11 protein-coding genes and 1 tRNA gene are annotated in these 18,738 nt (G+C 35.7%); 5 read left to right on the top strand and 7 right to left on the bottom strand.

Features of this window, described 5'->3' with window-relative positions; translation table 11 throughout:
- The first annotated feature begins 861 nt into the window (after positions 1-861).
- Together P0R33_RS06130 and P0R33_RS06135 are read left to right on the top strand one after the other, a co-directional pair.
- Positions 862-3,915: a P-loop NTPase fold protein gene (locus tag P0R33_RS06130; protein ID WP_276174679.1), complete on the top strand. Its 3,054-nt coding sequence runs from the start codon at positions 862-864 to the stop codon at positions 3,913-3,915.
- A gap of 374 nt (positions 3,916-4,289) precedes the next feature.
- Positions 4,290-4,377 (top strand) — tRNA-Ser (locus P0R33_RS06135).
- A 175-nt stretch (positions 4,378-4,552) separates the two neighbouring features.
- On the opposite strand, the gene P0R33_RS06140 is transcribed toward P0R33_RS06135, so the two are convergent.
- The 4 genes from P0R33_RS06140 to mobA all read right to left on the bottom strand — a co-directional run bounded on the left by P0R33_RS06140 (position 4,553) and on the right by mobA (position 7,350).
- Positions 4,553-4,834: a helix-turn-helix domain-containing protein gene (locus P0R33_RS06140; RefSeq protein ID WP_276174680.1), complete on the bottom strand. Its 282-nt coding sequence runs from the start codon at positions 4,832-4,834 to the stop codon at positions 4,553-4,555.
- A gap of 43 nt (positions 4,835-4,877) precedes the next feature.
- On the bottom strand, positions 4,878-5,303 hold the full coding sequence (locus P0R33_RS06145) for a hypothetical protein (RefSeq protein ID WP_276174681.1): 426 nt from the start codon (positions 5,301-5,303) through the stop codon (positions 4,878-4,880).
- A 332-nt stretch (positions 5,304-5,635) separates the two neighbouring features.
- Positions 5,636-6,922: a conjugal transfer protein MobB gene (gene mobB / locus P0R33_RS06150; RefSeq protein WP_276174682.1), complete on the bottom strand. Its 1,287-nt coding sequence runs from the start codon at positions 6,920-6,922 to the stop codon at positions 5,636-5,638.
- Positions 6,919-7,350 carry a conjugal transfer protein MobA gene (mobA, locus tag P0R33_RS06155; RefSeq protein ID WP_276174683.1) on the bottom strand — a complete coding sequence of 144 codons (432 nt, stop codon included), beginning with the start codon at positions 7,348-7,350 and terminating at the stop codon, positions 6,919-6,921. Before mobA ends, mobB begins: the two co-directional genes overlap by 4 nt.
- Positions 7,351-8,662: 1,312 nt before the next feature.
- On the opposite strand from mobA, the gene P0R33_RS06160 reads away from it, so the two are divergent.
- Both P0R33_RS06160 and P0R33_RS06165 read left to right on the top strand, forming a co-directional pair.
- The gene (locus P0R33_RS06160) at positions 8,663-10,183 is read left to right on the top strand and encodes a MauE/DoxX family redox-associated membrane protein (protein ID WP_276174684.1); all 1,521 of its coding nucleotides are present in this window, start codon (positions 8,663-8,665) and stop codon (positions 10,181-10,183) included.
- 94 nt (positions 10,184-10,277) lie between these two features.
- Positions 10,278-10,547, top strand: a complete 270-nt coding sequence (locus tag P0R33_RS06165) for a hypothetical protein (RefSeq protein WP_276174685.1) — start codon at positions 10,278-10,280, stop codon at positions 10,545-10,547.
- Positions 10,548-10,601: 54 nt separating this feature from the next.
- Here P0R33_RS06165 and P0R33_RS06170 read toward each other — a convergent pair whose 3' ends face one another.
- The 3 genes from P0R33_RS06170 to P0R33_RS06180 form a co-directional block, all read right to left on the bottom strand.
- Complete coding sequence (locus P0R33_RS06170) at positions 10,602-12,767, bottom strand: prolyl oligopeptidase family serine peptidase (protein ID WP_276174686.1); 2,166 nt, start codon at positions 12,765-12,767, stop codon at positions 10,602-10,604.
- Positions 12,768-13,200: 433 nt separating this feature from the next.
- Entirely contained in the window at positions 13,201-14,580 is a 1,380-nt protein-coding gene (locus P0R33_RS06175) for a RagB/SusD family nutrient uptake outer membrane protein (protein WP_276174688.1), read from the bottom strand.
- A 15-nt stretch (positions 14,581-14,595) separates the two neighbouring features.
- Positions 14,596-17,631, bottom strand: a complete 3,036-nt coding sequence (locus P0R33_RS06180) for a SusC/RagA family TonB-linked outer membrane protein (RefSeq protein ID WP_276174689.1) — start codon at positions 17,629-17,631, stop codon at positions 14,596-14,598.
- A 694-nt stretch (positions 17,632-18,325) separates the two neighbouring features.
- Between P0R33_RS06180 and P0R33_RS06185 the strand changes: the two genes are divergently transcribed.
- A complete protein-coding gene (locus P0R33_RS06185; protein WP_276174690.1) occupies positions 18,326-18,574 on the top strand; it encodes a helix-turn-helix transcriptional regulator in 249 nt (82 codons plus the stop codon).
- Positions 18,575-18,738 lie beyond the last annotated feature (164 nt).

Genomic DNA, 18,738 nt, shown 5'->3' on the forward strand with positions numbered 1-18,738 from the left:
GTTAAAAATAAATATTTAGCAATGTTAAATTTGATGAAAAGTAAATTTATTAAAATAAATGCATAAAAAATTACGGTTATCCGTAATTGCCCCTCAATACACGCAGTACAAATTAGATATTTGAAAACTGCCAGCAAGAATAAAACAGAATTTTTATAATTAAAAAAATTTTATAAATTACTGTTATAAATTTTGTGGCAAAATCGTGGTACTTGGTGTTTATAAAAACAGGAAATCCATAAAAATAAAGTTGCAAGTAGCTTAGATTCAAAACTTATACAGTCTCTTCACTAAAACCGTTACCGATTTCATACTCCATTTTTTTGAGGAATTCACGAAGTTATCTTTATGTTGCGGAGTCTGAAGCTCCGTAATAACATGTTACTCAACGCAACCTTAAACAGCAACCAAACCCCTTATAAGTAAATAGTTACCTTAAAACATCCATTATTTATACATCTCTCAATTCTCGTTTTATCTAGTTAAGGGAACAAAATAAATGGAATACTTCTTTAACTTTTAAATTCTTCTCTGATCTTTTTACATCGGAAGTTAATGTATATATTTAAATTTAATGATAAATGCAGCTTTTTCTTTAATTAATTTATCTAATTTCGGAACTACAATAAATTAAAATAAAACTAGAAACAGTTATTCAATTAGAAAATCAGGGAGCTATTTCTGAATGGCTTTTTAAGACTCAAGAAAATTTTAGATCTAATTTCTACTTCTCTTTCGCAAATCCCTTTGCTTTTTATTTATATTTCTATTTTCTGGTTTTAAAATATAGATTGTTTTTAATTTGCTTAGTGAGCAAAACAGAGCTAAAAAATTATATTTCGATTAATTTAAAACACATAGATGAGAAAAAAAACTGAGAACTTTATTGAAATTATATATAGTTCATTTTCACGCAAGAGAGTATTAATTCTAATTGCAGTTATATTCTTTTATTTTGCTTATCAGTCAAAAATTGAAAACTTTATCGAGCTAAACTTACTAATCGATAAAAATTTTTCTAATCCATGGCTAGATTTTGTTTTACTATTTATATCAATCTATTTTTCAATTTTTTTCTTTTATAAAATAAACAATGATCGATATGTGCCATCATACAATGAGCTGGTTTTAGGACTTTTGTTTGTTTTTAATTGCTTTTATTACCTGTTCAACAGTTCAAAATTAAATTGGGAATTTACTTCTACACAAATATCTACAGTCTCTTTTAAATATATTTATTTTCTTCTTGCGCCAATTATTGTGTTCCTCACCTCATTTTTCTTAAGATTTATTTTCATTTCCTTTTCTTCGGTGAAACCAAAACCTTTAAACAACTTATTCGATGATAGTCCAATTAGCGATACGGCAGAGGATGAACTTGATTATTCTGAAATTGTCAAAAAACTGAAAGAAGTTTTGATAGGTCAGACAAGTGACAAATCATTTACTATTGGTTTAGTAGGCCCATGGGGAAATGGCAAGTCAAGTATTATAAAGATGGTAAAGTCCGAAATAGAACCAAAAATTTCGTTTTTTGAAAGAATATTGGCTTATCTCAAATTTTCGAACAATAAAGATTTGATCGTTATAAATTTTATGCCTTACTTAAATCATAAAGAAGAAGATATCATAAGTGAGTTCTTTACATCGCTTAGTAAAGAGTTGTCCAAATTTAACGGTAAATTAGCTAATCAAATCTTAGAATATTCGAAGCGTCTAACTAATATATATAAAGAGAATAAATTAATTGAACTTTTTGAAAATATTTCATCTAAATCTGCAGATACTCCCTCAAAACACTTGTATGATCAAATCAACATCAGATTAAAGGAGGTGGGTAAAAAAATAATAGTTTTCATTGACGACCTCGATAGGTTAAATGAAAACGAGATTTTAGAAGTATTGAAATTAATTAGGAATACTGCTGACTTTAACAATACGATTTTTGTCGTTGCAATGGACAAAGATTACGTGATTAACAGATTAAAAATTAACCATGAAATTCTGGATTCAAAATTTATTGATAAGTTTTTTCAATTAGAAATTTATTTACCAGAGCTAGAATCTATAAAACTACAAGAATATTTTGTAAAATTACTATTAAAATTTAAAGAAAAATTCAATAGTGATTTTGAGTTGCGGTTAAACAATGCAATGAAAAATAATTTTAATCTCTTTAACTTATATGTTAAAAATTTTAGAGATGTAAAAAGAGTAGCAAATCAAATCATATTCGAATACCCTTTTTTTGAAAAAGAATTGGATTTAAAAGATTTTTTAAATTTTACATATTTCAAGTTAAAATTCCCAAAATTTGTTAAGGTTTTAAATGACAACCGCAATTCCTTTTTAGAAATAGATCAAACAGGAAAGTTTTATAGATTGGCAGAAAAAGAGGATGAAAATGGCAAAAGGCCAAAACAAAAACTTAACATCCTGAAAAACAAAAATTACGGATTAAATAATTTTTCAAATTTAGATCGGTATTTAATATTTGAAAAACTGAAAGCTAATGATTCCGTTAATGATTTAATAAATGGAAACAATATTGATATAGATTTACTTTTAAAAAGTTTAGTCTCACTTTTTGGAGATGAAAATAAAATGGAAAACAAGCATTCCATTAAGTTTGAGAATAATTTTAGAAAGTTAATGCAACAAAAATACCTATCTACAGATCTACTACAGGAAGAATATCAGATGTTATTTAAAAATTCCCGTTCAATTGAAAATGATCTAATGCAGTCCAGACATTTACTGCCATATGAATTAATTGAAAAATTATATCAAGAAAAAAAAATAAAGGAGCTTTTAAGTCGCTTCGACTATTTCAATTCTAATGAAAGTTCAGATATCAAATGGACAATCCTAATTCTCGGAATTTTACTTGAGAAAAGAAAAAATTACCAATTACAATTTAACGAAATTTTAATTCTTGTTAACACTTTTATCCAAAAACTCATTGATATACAAGGTCATAATAAAATCTATCTGGATAAATGGTTAATCACAAACTTTTTTGACAATGTATTGTCAACTCAAAATAGACTAATATTATATCAGCAAATCTTACTGAATGATAATTTAAATAATTACAGATCTTTATCAAATAAAGACCTTTCTACTATCATTTTAAATAGTTTTAAGGAATATATCCTAGAATTAAAAAATAAGGCAGACTACACTGTTGATGACTTCTCAATTTATGATGTTTACCACGCTATTAAAGACGCCGATGGTATAGCTGACGATGTTAGAAAAACCTTTATTAGTTTCTGGAATGCTGAAAATATTGAAATTTTATGCATACACATGATTGACTTTGGTCTTTTTTCAGGAATTAGCTACACCTTAAAAAAAATTACAACTGATATTTTTGGATCGCCCAATAATTTTTTCAATTTTGTTGAAGGTCTTAAAACCAATACAAATGAAAAAATTATAACAGAATTCATACAACTTTACAAACTAATCTCGATAACCAATTATTCTTTATTTATCGTTTTTGAATTTAAACAGAGTTTAAAAATGATTAAAATTGTAAATGATGAATTAAAAAAATCAATTAGATCTAGAAACTCAGAAGATAGTTTTACTCAAGTATTTTTTGAAAGTAATAACCTTGATATGATGAACAAACTTGTATCAGATATTGACTTAGAATCTCAATACGGGAGGTTATTCCTGTTTACATATGAAGACAAATTTTATTTAATAATAAACTTAAATAATCCTTTGGAAATTTACAATATCCGACAAGTCTTATCTGAGAAAATAATAAAAAAATTGCATACTGAATCGGATTTATGGGAAAGGGAAAAACTTACACGCAAAAATTTATTTGATGGACAGCCTTTCTTTAAATCTACTGATAGCTATATTAAAATATTTTCCATACAATCCAATGCTAAATAGAAATTGAATTTTTTCATACATCAATTTATACTAATACCAACATAAATCACTAATAACAAAATAATTACAAATTAAATAGATAGCTTTTTTTACAATATCTTCATTTTTTTAGGGGTATACGATATAAATAAAAGTATTTAAGGCTAAGATTTAAAAAAAAACAGATGTAGTTATAATTTTTCCATTAAATCGATTTATTATTTTCTACACATAAGAAAAAATTGGAACAATATCTTGACCCATTAAAAAAAGTAGATAATTTATTGATAACTGCCAAAACAAAAAAATCTTTGTAAATAGGCTCAAAAAAATTTCTACAATCAAAAAAACATATTATCTTTGCACCCGCAATGATAAAATGATTGCGTCTTACTGGAGGAATGGCAGAGCGGTCGAATGCGGCAGTCTTGAAAACTGTTGACTGTAACAGGTCCGGGGGTTCGAATCCCTCTTCCTCCGCCAGATGAAGTCCGAAAAGCGACTTTTAAAAATAAAAATCCTTTAAACATCAGTGTTTAAAGGATTTTTCATTTGAAATGGTACTGAACCCTGATTGAAAAAATGGTTACTTTTTTAAGTTACCTAATCTATTTTTAAACTCTTTATTTCAAATCTGGGTAACTAATTAGATGCTTTATTATAGTTCATTACTTCTTAGTATTTTATCGATCTTACTGCTGTCGTACAAAAAAATATCTCCCAGCTTAGTGTAGGGCAGAATTCCGGTCTGCCTGTATTTGATAATCGTGTTATTGGAAAGACCGAACATCTTTTTTAAATCTTCATTACGATAATATTCAGGTCTTAATGTTTTTCCCTGGCTTATTTTTAAATCAATTGTTTCCAGTCTTAAAAGTACAGACTCCATTAATTGTTCTACTCTCATAACAAAAGAGAGCTTTCTTTCTTTTTTTGTCATCGCTAAAAATTTAAATTTTACACTAAACTATTTATGCCAGATCTTACCATCTCTCAATTCTTCTTTTCCTATCCTGCATTCTTCTGATAAAACCTTCTAAAAATGCAATCTGCTTTTCTTTATATGTGTATCCCTTACATTCGGAAAACTGCCTGCTGATTGACTTAATTCTCGACTGCCCGCCCTCATAGCCTGCATACATAAAATTATTTTCGAGAAAAAACTGGAACTTGGTTCTATTACTTTTTTCGTCTGCAGCATCAAAAAACAGCAAACCTTCATCCATCAAAATATAGAACAGCTGGGCAAAGTCAATTTTGTTATAACAGGATTTGCATTTTTCATTTGAAGAAATGGACTGCATTTTGTTTTCCTGGTCACTTATACTAATTAGATTTTCTACTAACCGAAGCCTTTCATCTAATTTTAATATAACATTCAAGTCCTTTATCAGCTTACCACTTTTCATTGCCTCTAAAATTTAGTCATCATTATATAAATAAAAATATCCACCGACTCCTTATATTTTACTATTCGTTGTATGCACAAGATATTTATTCCTATTAAGCTTTCCTATTTGTAAGACAAATATATAAATGCATTTTGAAGCCATTTAAACAATAGTAGTTGTTTGCTTTCTTTGTCATTCAATGGCATTATGTTTATACAAATTTGTTCTCAGGTAATACCTGAAGACAGACTATCTATTGAAATAAAAAATGAACAGAGATCATAGGAAATTTTATCAGCCTCTTTTTAATACAGCTTATTCTCTGGTGAGCAGGAAACTTAAATTTATGCCTACAATCCTCTGCGTTTAACCTTTCTTTTCATCCTTTTTTCAAATGCCTGCTCCTCGTAATCCTCTGCCTGCGCCTGCGGCAATAAACCGCCCAATACGTCAAAGCTATTTTGTTCATAAGCATGGGACATATTTTCATTTCTTAATAAGTCAAACATTTCAGGCGATTGGCCTGTCTTTGGTTTCATAATAACATCTTTTTCGGAAACACTGCTTTTATGTACTGGATTTTCAGGTTTCTTATTATTATTCCACCAGTCGTTAAATGAATTGGCCGAGAGGTTTTTAGCCAGCTCTGATCCGTTCCATACGCTGCGGGATTTATGATCAATAAAAGTGATGCCGTAAATACGTCCTGCAGCATTTCGCCTTACAACAATGTTGATCCCTTCTTGTATTAGTTTTTGGCTAAATTCAGATTCGTTTGATGCAGTCCGCATTACTGATTCAATCCTGTCTTTAACTGATTCCTTAGCAGGACTATTTTTTAGTTTTATTCTGTTCTGGTAGCATTGGGATTCCAGCTGTGCTAATCCTGCATCTTTTCCAAACAGCGAAGCCTTAAAGGGACTGCCTGCTTTTTCTCCCTGCCTGTTTAATGCAAAATATACTATTCCCTGTTTTGGAATTCCAATATATTCGCCTTTGACTTCTTCGGCACTAATATTAAAAAGAGAAAGCAATGCATTATATGCCCCAAAAGTTTGGAACTGGTAATATTTAGGCAGATAGCGCAGCACCGAAGCCATCTGACTTTTTACATCTCCTGCATTAAAATCCACACGCTTGAATCCTGGGCTGCGTGGCTCTTGTTTTTTATCTGCAGCCGATATAAGACTGTACTGTTTTTCCAGTGTCCTACAGACTTCCATCGAACGCCTTTTTTCAAATTTATCGGATATCTTCCTGCCAAGCTCGTCAACGCAGACTGATACGATATGTATATGGACACGGCCAGTATCAGTATGCTTGAATACGACAAAGGGCTGATCTCCATAGCCCATCTGCCTCATATAGACTTGTGCCATATTCTCAAAATCAGTATCGTTTACGTTGTCTTTAGGATCAGGGTTCAGGGAAATATGAAGCACAGGTTTCTCCGCTTTACGATTAGCCAGTAAGTGCAGCTCAAAAGAACGGGAAAGCTGTCCTGCTGTATAACTGCCGTCAGGAGATTGGATTATCTTTTGGGTAAATAAAACCTGTGCGTTCCCTTTTTCAAGTTTGTTGTAATTATAAGCTATTGCTCCGTACAGACTAATGCCTCTTGCTATTTTTGCTATCATTTTTTCAGATATTTTTCTTCAAATTCTGCCGTAAGCTGAATTATCTTTTGAGCTAAAACGGCAAATTCCATTGTCTGATTTACCAATTTGTAGAGATACGCGGGAGCTCTCTTTTCGGAAAAATTGCGGTGCATAATCTTTACAACCTGGTTGTAATTAACCCCAGCAGCGCGGAACTGCCCGAACAAGGCAGTCAGAAGTATGTAATAATCCATTGCTGCTTTATCGATCTTAACTGTCTTGATTCCTTTTTGAAAAATACACGCTGTAATGAAATGCGCCATTACATTCATGCCTGATGCTTCAAAAAGAGTCAGAAACCTTGCATTTTCCTCAGCTGTAAGGCTAATCGAATAGCGGTGGACGGCAGGATCTGCTTTAGGATGCCTGCCTCCTTTGCGTGGATTGGCTGTGTTTTTGTTTTCCATAAGTATTGGCTCTTATAATTACTTAAAAAAACAATATATATTATTATCAGCAGCGCTGATTAGATTTGGAAATCTCTGGAAGCATTTGGCCTTAAATGTCCCAAAACAAAGAACTGATAGTTTTTTACATGCAGCTTTATATTTTTACCAAAGGAACGGTAAAAAAGAAAAACAAGGTAGGACGTGCTTGATCAGCCCGGCCAAAAGACTACGGCATAATGTTTTGCTCGTCCCTCACAAAACACCCTTCGGGACTTATTCCGTTTCCTTTTGGTCTGTCTGCATCCCGTCCTTTTAAATTGCTTTCTTTTTCTTTTTTCCTTTTCTGTTTCTTTTGGAAAAATATCTTTTTTCTTATTAGTAATGCCGGACTGACTGAGCATCTGCTTACCTGTGTGCAGGCTTGCAGGCGTGACTGCATGACTGCCTGCAGGCAGAAGTAAAACCCTGCATACATGAATACATAAACACTGGAATACATGATTGCATGATTACATGAATACCTGCACACTTGAATACTTGAATACTTGAATGCAGGACTGCAGGACTGCAGGAATACCTGAGGACTTGTCTGCCTTCATAGGCGGATAATCACATATAGGTTAATTACAGCCATATCTCAGTCCGCTTTATTTAAAATCTTACTTGTACTCGTCAAGTATTGCAGATCTGTATTGCTTTTACAATTCAAATAAATTACTTACAGCCATAATAATAAAAAGGGCATGAAGCCCTTTCAACTAAAACTATTGCAATAATATTTTCGAGAGAAAATAGCAAGTTGTGTTTTGAGCTGCTTGAAATACTTTCTGCATCTCAAAACAACTTGCCCCGCCGGGGGCTGGATAACACCTCCGAAGTCGGCGTTTATCTGTTATCAATATAGTTTTCATCTTCCGGATTTCTTTTTTTGCAATTTTAATATTCAAATAGTTATGAAATCCGAACATACTTTCAGATTCTCAATATCTGATATTCAATAAAGCAATTTATGGACTTCTAATATTATAAACAGACAATTTTTTTTCCGGCAGTTAGTCTGCAATCTGCCAGCCTTTTATTTAAGTTTTGATTTGAGAAAAGTGAAAAACTGATCGCTTTTGATAATTTTTGGATCGTTTTTCGTAATTAATTTATATCATTCTAGACTTATTAAAACTGATAAAACGAGGATCATTAAAGGGAAGATTTTATAGATTGTCGACTGTAATATGAATTTACTCCATTATTGACAAGTTATATTCCAAAATCGACAACAGTTTAATTAATTAATTTACAGAACTTTACATTGTAAATTTTTAATGACATCGCCATGAAATTTAGCCCGCATCATAAGTATATTTTTATAGAAGCAGTTTCCTTTCTATATATCCTTTTATTTGTGTATGCGGCAATAAGTAAACTGCTGGACTTTGAAAATTTTCAGGTGCAGTTAGGACAGTCGCCTTTATTAAGCGCTTTTGCAGGAATTGTATCATGGGCTGTGCCAATTATAGAACTGCTGATTGCTGGATTACTGCTGTTTTCTTCCACACGTTTCTTGGCGCTGTGGGCTGCATTCAGCTTAATGACCGTTTTTACGGCATACATTTTCATTATTTTAAATTACAGTCCATTTGTTCCATGTTCCTGCGGGGGAATTTTAGAAAAAATGGGATGGCAGGAGCATTTCATTTTTAATTTGCTTTTCATGATCCTGGCCGCAGCAGGTATTCTGATACTGGCCGGTATGATGCCAAAAGTGCATCCTATTTCAAAACCTGCTGCACTGGCCAGTGCCTTTACTGTGACGATGTTACTCAGCATCGGCATTGTCACTTTGCTGTTTATAGCTTCAGAGGACATAATCCACCACCGCAATAATTTTGTACGCAGATTTCCCAAACACCCTACTGCCGGCAAAAAAACAATCCAGCTTCCGCATGCTGCATATTATATTGCCGGTTATGATAAAGGACAGATTTATTTAGGCAATCGGACTGAACCGCTGTCTGTTACTATTCTTGATACGAGTCTTGCTGAAAAAAAGAGAATTCGTGTCGATCTGCCAAAGCATAATTTTTCTTATACCGTACCGCGTCTTGCTGTAAAGCCTCCCTATTTTTATTTTAGCGACGGGAACGTGCCCTGCATTTTTATTGGAGATACTGTCTCTTGGAAAGCAGAACTTAAAATGAAGTGGAAAGCATATTTTTCTATTCTAAAACCGATTGACAATAATACAGCAGTTATACGAGCCATAGATTCCAAAACAAAAAACAACACGCTTGGCCTCTTCACTTTTAACAGCAGTACATCATTAAAGCTGAATGGAAGCCTGCTGCAGAAACAGGTTGACGGTATATTTGACACTGATGGATCACTGCTTTACAATTCCCAGCTGGATAAGATAATTTACACGTATGCCTATCGAAATGAATTCCTGATAATTGATTCTAAGCTTGGCAGCCATACTTCGGGGCATACCATTGACACAACATCCTATGCACAGGTTTCGATTGCCAGCATTAAATCAAAAAACATTAAGACTCTGGCCGGACAGCCTAAACTTGTCAATAAACTCACTGCATCTTTCGGCAGTTATCTTTTTGTCAATGCGGCTCTTATTGGAAAATACGAACCTGAAATTATGTGGAAACAGGCTTCGATAATAGACGTTTATAATCTAAAAGAAAACACCTACGCTTTTAGTTTTTATGTATACAATATAGAGGGACGGACAATGGATGAATTTGTGGTTTTAAACGACAGAATTGTTTCACTGAACGGAAGACATCTCACAGTTGAAAAATTAAAAACCAACTATTACAAGCCCTTTTACCCATCAAGATAAGATCAGCATTTATGCTTTTAAAATACACTGTACAGTCCAGGGGAAGGTCGAAAACCTGAAAAAGAGTAGACCGTTAACATTAAATTTTAATATTATGAATACTAAAGTTTTAAGACCGGCGCTTTCAATATCAGCAATCGCATTTGCTGTATTTGCGGCCTTTGCATTTTCATCTGTCCCTGAAAAGGGAAAGCTGATAGATGTCTATGGGCATAACCCTTTAGAGGATTGTGATGTTACTACAGTAGAATGTAGCACCATACAAAATCCTAATGTTTGTAGAGTTAGTTCTGGAGGACAGCAGTTGTTCAATATGAGCAGTCCGACTGAATGTAACGTCGAATTATACAGAAAAATCAATTAATCTAATTTAAAAAAAGCAGGAGATTCTTAGTCTCCTGCTTTGTTAATTAATGATTTAAGGGATGCCGTTTGTAAGCGCCTTCTTTTGTTCTTTCAGATAATAGTCAAACCAGTTCTTGGTTTTTATTGTCAGGTCTTTTTGAAGTTCAGGTGTAGCAATAATATGCGCCTCATTCTCATAAAGAATAAAAATATTCCTTTTTCCAAGTCTTCGAAGTGCCATATGAAATTCGGCAGACTGTGTCCAAAAAATAGTCTGGTCTTTTTTTCCGGCCCAGCTCAGAAGCGGTGTTCTGCAATTCGCTGCATTTGGAAACGGTGCGTCTCGTTCATAAGCTTTCCAATTCTCAAAAGGTGAAAACGGCATGCGTCCCTGCTGCGATTCAAACCGCCATGCATTGGAACGCGGTATGCCTGCTGAATGCACAAAATAACTGCTTATTGTGTTCATAAGTCCCGAACCGCAGACAGCTGCGGCAAAAGCATCGGTCTGGGTAATGATAAACGAAGTCTCATAACCTCCAAAGGAATGGCCGATAATTCCGATATGATTTTCCTCGACAATTCCCATCTGTTTTACAATGTCCACTGCGCTGAGCACGCAGTTAAGGGCAGACCTTCCAGGCTCTCCCAATTTATAATGTATGTCCGGCAACAGCACCAGGTATTCATCCAGAAAATAGCTGGACGGTGTAAATCCCATCGGTCCATATTCTGTCGGTATATGGTAATTATTAATTTCCTGTGACTGTCTTTCATACACATGAACAACCATCGGATATTTCTTTCCCTTTATATGCCCTGCAGGTTTGTATAGGATCCCCTGAAGATTATTGCCGTTTTTATCTTTGTAAGAGATCATCTCAGCTCTTCCCCATTTGAATTTAGAGGCATGAGGATTGGATTGGAAGAGCAGTTTGCTTTTCAGTTTTCCTGAAACGGACATTAATTTGGGGGCATTGGAAGCTGACTGCTGGATGTAGATGTACTGTTCTGCATTTTTTGCTTTTTGCATCCTGCTGTTTCCCGAACTTCCAAACACCAATTTTTCTAAACTGCCGTTGTTATTCCATTTATAATAACCGCTGGATCCATCTCTGCCCACAGCCTGCAAAACCAAACCCGAGCTGAAATTAAATTTTCTGATCAGAAATTCATCCTGGCTCGGCTTTTTGACAACAGGATAAAGATCAAAACAAATTCTGTAGGTAATCTTATGCTTTCTGCCATCGGTAATTCTTCTGGCTTGTTTTGCACTGCTGTCAATCAGCCAGATATCATACTGATCATACGCTATGAAATATTTCTCATCAGAAGACCATCCTGGACTGCCGTATGGCGCAGGCGGACCCGCATCATTTTGAATGCTGTCAGTCATAGAGACTGGAATATTTGCTGTTAGATTGAAGTGCTGTCTTTTAGCAATATTGTAAGCATGCCAGTTTCCATCGCGGAAATAATGTATAAAATTTCCTTTGGGAGAACCGCCGAGCATTCCCACTGCTGTTGACTGCTTCACTAAAATCAGATGCTGTGTACCCGTTTCAATATCTTTCAAATACATGTCAGCCGGAGCGTAGTACTCGTACTGCGGTTCATATTTCAGCAGATTGTAACACAATGCATGTTTTCGATCAGCGGTAAGGATTGTTTTCGGATTCTCGATTGTTCCGATTTTTAAAATTTTACCGCTTGCAGGAGCCCAGACAGCCGTTTTGGGCAGCCGATTTGGATCTCCAAACATTTTATTCTGGGCATATTCCAGCACTGTTGCAGAATCCCAAATTTCATAAGCTGCAATTTTTGGTTCCTGCTCAGGGCTGATATAATTGAAAAATACACTTTTCCCGTCTTCTGAAAACCTCAGAGCAGAACTTCCCCCGTACGGAATTATATTTTCCATCGATAATATTTCTGTTTCCCTGCTGTCAAGAACAGCATTTCTACCTGATACTGCATCATGATAGAATATCCTGCAATTTTTGGCTGTTCCCTCTGGCTCCTTAATTTCTTGAAGAAAGGAAAGAAATTCACCGCTCTTGCTCCAGAATAGTTTTTTAAATCCTGCATCTCCATCCTGTGCAATTGTCTTTTGGGTAAATCTATGTTTTGGATTTAAAAGACGCACTTCATAACCGGTGCTTACAGCTAAAGTACCATTATTGCTGATACTGAACTCTGTAATATCATTAAAAATATATTTTTCACTGTTGGACAGCACAATTATCGTCAAATAATCTGACGAACCATTTTTACATAATACAGTCAGGAAATTTTCTTCACTATTGAAATCGTAACGAATTGCATCCTTGAAATACTGTTTATTACCAGTGATAAGGTCATTCAAAACTAATCCTTTTTCCGGATCTGAAAATGTGAGCCACCTGCCATCACTGCTGAAATGTGCATCAGAACATTTAGGAAATGACAGCCGCTTGGCAGATTTTATATCCTGTACAAACAAGGTATCCACGCCGTAATCATAATGCAGATTACAAGAAATCCATCTGCCGTCCGGGGATATTGTCTCTGACTGCAATGAGCTCCATTTTGCATAGTCAGCAGTCTCTATTTCTCTCTTTTGTCCATAGAATGGTACCGCCATAAACAGCAGAGGTAACCAATATACGATTTTGAAGAAAAACATCCTCATTTTAATAGCCTGGATTTTGCGGGAGAAGATTCTGATTTAACAGCAGTTCTGACTGCGGAAAAGGCAGTATTGTCTGTGTATCTTCCCATCCCGGTTTTATTTTACCCAGCACAGCTGCCGCTTTTGCCGTACGTTTCAAATCGAACCAGCGGTGTCCCTGTTCTGTAAAAAGTTCAAAGCGCCGTTCCTCTGCGATTGCTTCTAATAGTTCTGTTTCTGTATTAGCGGCTGTATCTGCAAGACCCGCGCGGCGGCGAATTTTGTTTAGATCTGTCTTCGCCTCAGATATATTGGATAGATGAGCATTCGCTTCTGCGCGAATCAGGTATTGTTCGGCTAATCGAAACAAAATAGTATATTCCTGTGAGGAAGCGGTACCTAAAGGCTGTTTGTATTTATATGATGAATACCAGGCCCCATTTGCATTTGATATGGTACATACCCATTGGGTGCGGCGCAGATCACCAGATTCAAAACCCGCTGTAAACAAAATAGACAGTGACGGCTTTGAAGGCGGACCGCTTGAAAAGATAAAGGTACGCGCATCTTTAGTATTAAGCCCCGCTGTTCCCGGATGAAGTGCCCAGATTGCTGCAGTGGACTGTCGCAGAAATTCCTTTGAAAGATCATCAATCCATATGTACTTTGGATTATTAATTACAGCTGTCGCCTTGGCCACAGCATTTATCCAGTCTTCCCGATAAAGGTATATTCTTGCTAGAAAAGCGGAAGCAGCTGCTTTGTTCGCTCTGACTCTTTCTTGGGAAGGATATTCAACAGTTAATAATTTTTCGGCTTCTGTTACGTCGGCTATAATATTAAGCCACACTTGTTCCTGGGGTGTTTTTGATACTGTTTTATTCACGCTGTAATCCGTAGTTTTAATGTACGGAACATCACCAAAGAGATTGACCAGATAAAAATGAAGATACCCGCGGATAAACAATGCTTCACCTGATAATCTCGCCTTCTCATTCTCTGTTAATGACTTTGAATTCTCCAGTCCTTCAAGCATCAGATTCACAGCATAGATTTCACTGTAGGTACTGTTCCATAATCCTGTTATTAAACTGTTCGAAGGCGTAATTGTATGGTTATTGAACTGCATAATTTCAACACTTGAGCCTGTATACTGCATTTCATCAGAGTAGTTTGACAACAGGCTCGACAAGCCGTTCAGCGTGCCCGCGACCATTCCTTCCTCACGAAGGCGGGCATAAATGTCAGCCATAGCCGCATCAGCGGTTTTAACATTTTCAAATACGGCAGGGGTCGTCAGCTGTGACTGCGGCGTATCTACTTCGGTAAAACCTTCGCAGGCAGTAAGACTGATAAATACAGCTCCAATGATTATTCTTATGGTATAAAATCTTGTTTTCATGTGATAGTGATTAAATTAAAAGCCAAGCTGAATGCCCATTGTAAACTGTCGCAATGGTGGAAGCGCCGAAGCAGACTGGTTTTCAGGATCAGCTCCGCGAAAGTCAGTTATGGTTAATAAATTTTGTCCCTGCAGATATACTTTTCCTGTAAAAGTTTTTGACCAAGCTGATGGTATTGCATAAACAAGAGTCAGACTCTTTAGTCTCACAAAAGATGCATCACTGTATGCTGCATTGCTGTCAATCAGATTATAATGTCCTTCGAGTAATGTGCTATTCTGGCCGGTAGTGTACTGCTGTGATACTGCAGTAGTTCCGTCCTGCGGGAAATGGTTTGCCATAGCTGCAGGCTGATTTACAAATGAACCGGGTAAGGCTGACGTGTATAAATAATTCCTGCCGGTCTGCTTTACAAACTGGAATAAAAAATCGAGAGACCAATTTTTATATGCCAGCTGATTATTCAGCCCTCCATAGTATTTTGGAGAAGTATCTACAATTGTCTGGCGGTCATCTTGATAGGTTATTTGTCCGTCACCGTTAAAATCCTGAAAAGTGTAAGCTCCAGTTTGAGTATCAATTCCTGTATAATTAAAAACTTTCTTGATAAAAAGTGATTCACCTACTACAAGCTGGTTAGCATACGTAGAACTTTCAAGCCTTGGAAAAGAAACGAGTTTATTTTTTGGTACAGTAAGGTTTACTGTACTTGTCCATGAGAAATCCCTGCCTTTCAAATTGTTCGTGCGAAGTTCCAGTTCCAAACCGGTATTTTCCACAGTTGCGTCAAAATTTGACTGGATCGAAGAAAACCCTGTCGTCCCGGGAAGCGGAACCCCGACCAATTGATTGGATGAGCGGTTGCGGAACCAAGCTGCAGAAAGAAAAATATTATCCTTTAAGAATCCGAGTTCCAATGCGAGTTCAAGTTTTTTATTTGTCTCCCAGCCGAAATCAGGATTGTAAAGACGCGACGGTAAAAGTCCTACCACTCCGTCATACAGATAAGGAGAAACTTTATAGGTATCCAGATACTGGTAATCTCCAATCTGGTCATTACCAGTAATTCCATAACTCCCGCGAAGCTTCCCAAAGCTGATTATAGAATTATGCTCTTTGATAATGTCTTTATTAGAGAACAACCAGGCTGCGCCAACAGCACCAAAATTAGCGAAACGATTATCGGGGCCAAAACGGCTTGAACCATCACGGCGGCCCGTAAGGTTCACGATATATTTTTTGTGCCAGTTGATGTTAAGTCTTCCAAATAATGCATTGTAATTGTACTGCGTTACCTCATGATTCAGAACAGTTACCGTATTGGCTGCAGCTAAACTATTAATAAGGGCATCGCTTGCAAATCCAAAGGCAGATTGTGCCAGTTTCGCCGTTTTTTGGCTCTGGAATGTTGTACCCACTAAGAAATTGATATCTATGTCTCCCAATTCTTTTTGGTAGCTTAACTGCGGTTCAAAAATATAGGATCTGCCAGTACCTGTAGACACAAATAGCGTTGATTCATGTTCACTTGTATCATATGGGCTGTAAATACTCAGCGGGCTGGTTACGTTTTGCGATAACCTATTATCGTTATATCCGATGCTGGCTTTAGCCTGAAGACCCGGAAAAAGATTATAAGACACTACTGCATTTGCAATAAGGTTTTGGCTTGTGGTAAGGTATGTGCCGTTAAGAAATGACAAAGGATTGATGAATGTGCCGTTTTCCCAGTTAAGACTGCCGTCACTGTTATAAAGCTCCGGTGCGTTTGGAGCAAGAGTATAAGCCCGCGAGGTCAAATCCCTGCCCGGCAGTGTATTTTTATCCCCGGAATAAGCGGCTGAAAAATTAAGGCTGAAGCGCTTATCATCGGACTGGTGTGAAATACTGCTGTTTATAGAGCCCTTTCCATAATGAAAATCTCCTGGAAATACCGTTGTTTCTTTGTGATAAGTGCCGCTTAACAGGAATTGCGTATTTTTATTACCGCCTGAAATGGATGTTTGAATACTTTGAATGTAGGATGTGCCTCCGATTAATTCCTTCTGCCAGTCCATATTCCGGTTTTGATCCCAAGTTCCGTTAATATCGTAAGCTCCTTCAGGATATTCAGTGATGTCATCATTAGCAAAAGCTTCTGCTCGCATTGACAGATACTGGCTGGTCTGCATTAAATCCATTTTTCTTGCCACTTTGCCGACAGTCGTAAATGCATTTAAATTAAAACGTGTTTCTCCTGACCTGCCTTTTTTTGTTGTTATCAGTACCACGCCGTTTGCCCCGCGGGAACCGTAAATTGCTGTCGCATCGGCATCTTTCAATACCTCTATATTTTCTATGTCCGATACATTTAAATTGTTCAGCGGATTTGTAACACCCGAGATAGCGGATGCAGAAACAGTCGCATCTCCTAACGACTGTGATGAATATGGAACTCCGTTTACAATGTACAAAGGATCATTGCCATCTCCACGGATACTGTTAAGTCCTCGGATCTGAATATTAAAACCGCCGCCAGGCACTCCTGTGTTTTGAGTGATGTTTACTCCCGTCATTCGTCCCTGCATTGCCGCTAATGGATTGTTGATAGGCTGTTTTTCAATATCTTCTGCTTTAATTCTAACAATGCTCCCAGTGCGCTCCTTTTCTTTAACTGAATAATAGCCTGCATTGACACGAACTTCCTGAAGAGTGGTAGAATCATACTGGAGCGAAATGGCTACTTTTTTTCTTCCCAAAAGAGGAACTAAAGCTGTTTTAAATCCGATGAATGAAACAACTAAAGTATCATAAGGAGAAGCTGAAATGGAAAACTGTCCGCTGTAATCAGATATTACAGTATTATTGGATTTGTTTTTTACTGCTATTGTAACACCAGGCAAGGGAGAACTTCCATCAGTTACAGTGCCCTCTATCTGATGTTGTTGCAATATATTATAGAAATGCCGTTTTGAATTTGCGGCGAAGGAGGATGAGAAAGACATACAAAGCCAGGTAAAAATTAGGCAATAAAGAGCTTTCCTATCCTTGTAAAATGAAAAATTATTCATAATATTGGATTGGTTAGTTAAACGTTGGTTTGATTGACTATGGTCCTCTATACTAGTTTGGTCGCTGTCATAGAGGGCCATTTTTATTTTATTGCAGCTCTAATTGAGCTTTCAATTTAGATTAAAACTTTGTTATTTCATTGGCATAAGCAGTTTTATGGTTTTAATAGTTTAAAAATAACGATGGCATGATTTTTAAACATGCAAATGTTGCAAAGTATAGAATCGATAAGCTCTTCCTTTGACTAATTCAACGGTAATAACAGTAACGAGCCGGGTATTACAAACAATAAATTAACAGTTACACCATAATCAATCTATTTACAGATTAAACAAAATGGTTGTGTTCCTTTAATATCTGAGGAGATTGCTTCGAGAAGTTGAGATTAGACTAAAAAAGAGGCATGGAACTCAGCTTATCGTATCAAAGGCACTGGCGGTACCCTACCACAAATAAGTGAGCCCACGCCATAAAGCGTGAGCATCTTACTTATCCTCTCGTGGTATGTAAAACGCCAGTTTTTTGATACGAGATTCAAAGCGAATGCTTCAAATATTTTATATGAAGAAACGCAAATTTAATAAATGACATTTAATTTTCTGAATAAATATCAAATCTTAATCAAAGATATAAAATATTATTTGTAATCCAAGTGGATTACAAGATATTATAAAAAAATTTCAAAATTGCAGTATGGCAGAATTAACCCAAGAGGATAATATATTAAAAATAAAAATTGCAGAAAGAATCCAATCTTTAAGACTAAAAACGGGGCTTTCGCAAACAGATTTTGCTGAAAAAAACAATATAGATAGACAGCTTATCAATAGATGGGAAAGTTTAAAGAATAAGAGAGGTGTAACTATATATACTATTCAAAAATTTTGTAAAATGATAAATATAACATTGCAAGATTTTTTTGACGATGAAACTTTTAATTAAGGTAAAAAAGATGCTTTGGCATCTTTTTTTTATACTTAAAGAAATTTAAAACAGGGCAGCGCTGAAAAATTAGCTGGAGTTCTTGAAAGCTATGGCAATGATACTATTCTAAGAAAAAGCAAAGAAGGACAACTTTAGGGAATAACTTACGTTGACCATAAAAC

Origin of the sequence: Flavobacterium sp. YJ01 (assembly GCF_029320955.1) — a bacterium.
In the GTDB taxonomy this organism is placed as follows: domain Bacteria; phylum Bacteroidota; class Bacteroidia; order Flavobacteriales; family Flavobacteriaceae; genus Flavobacterium.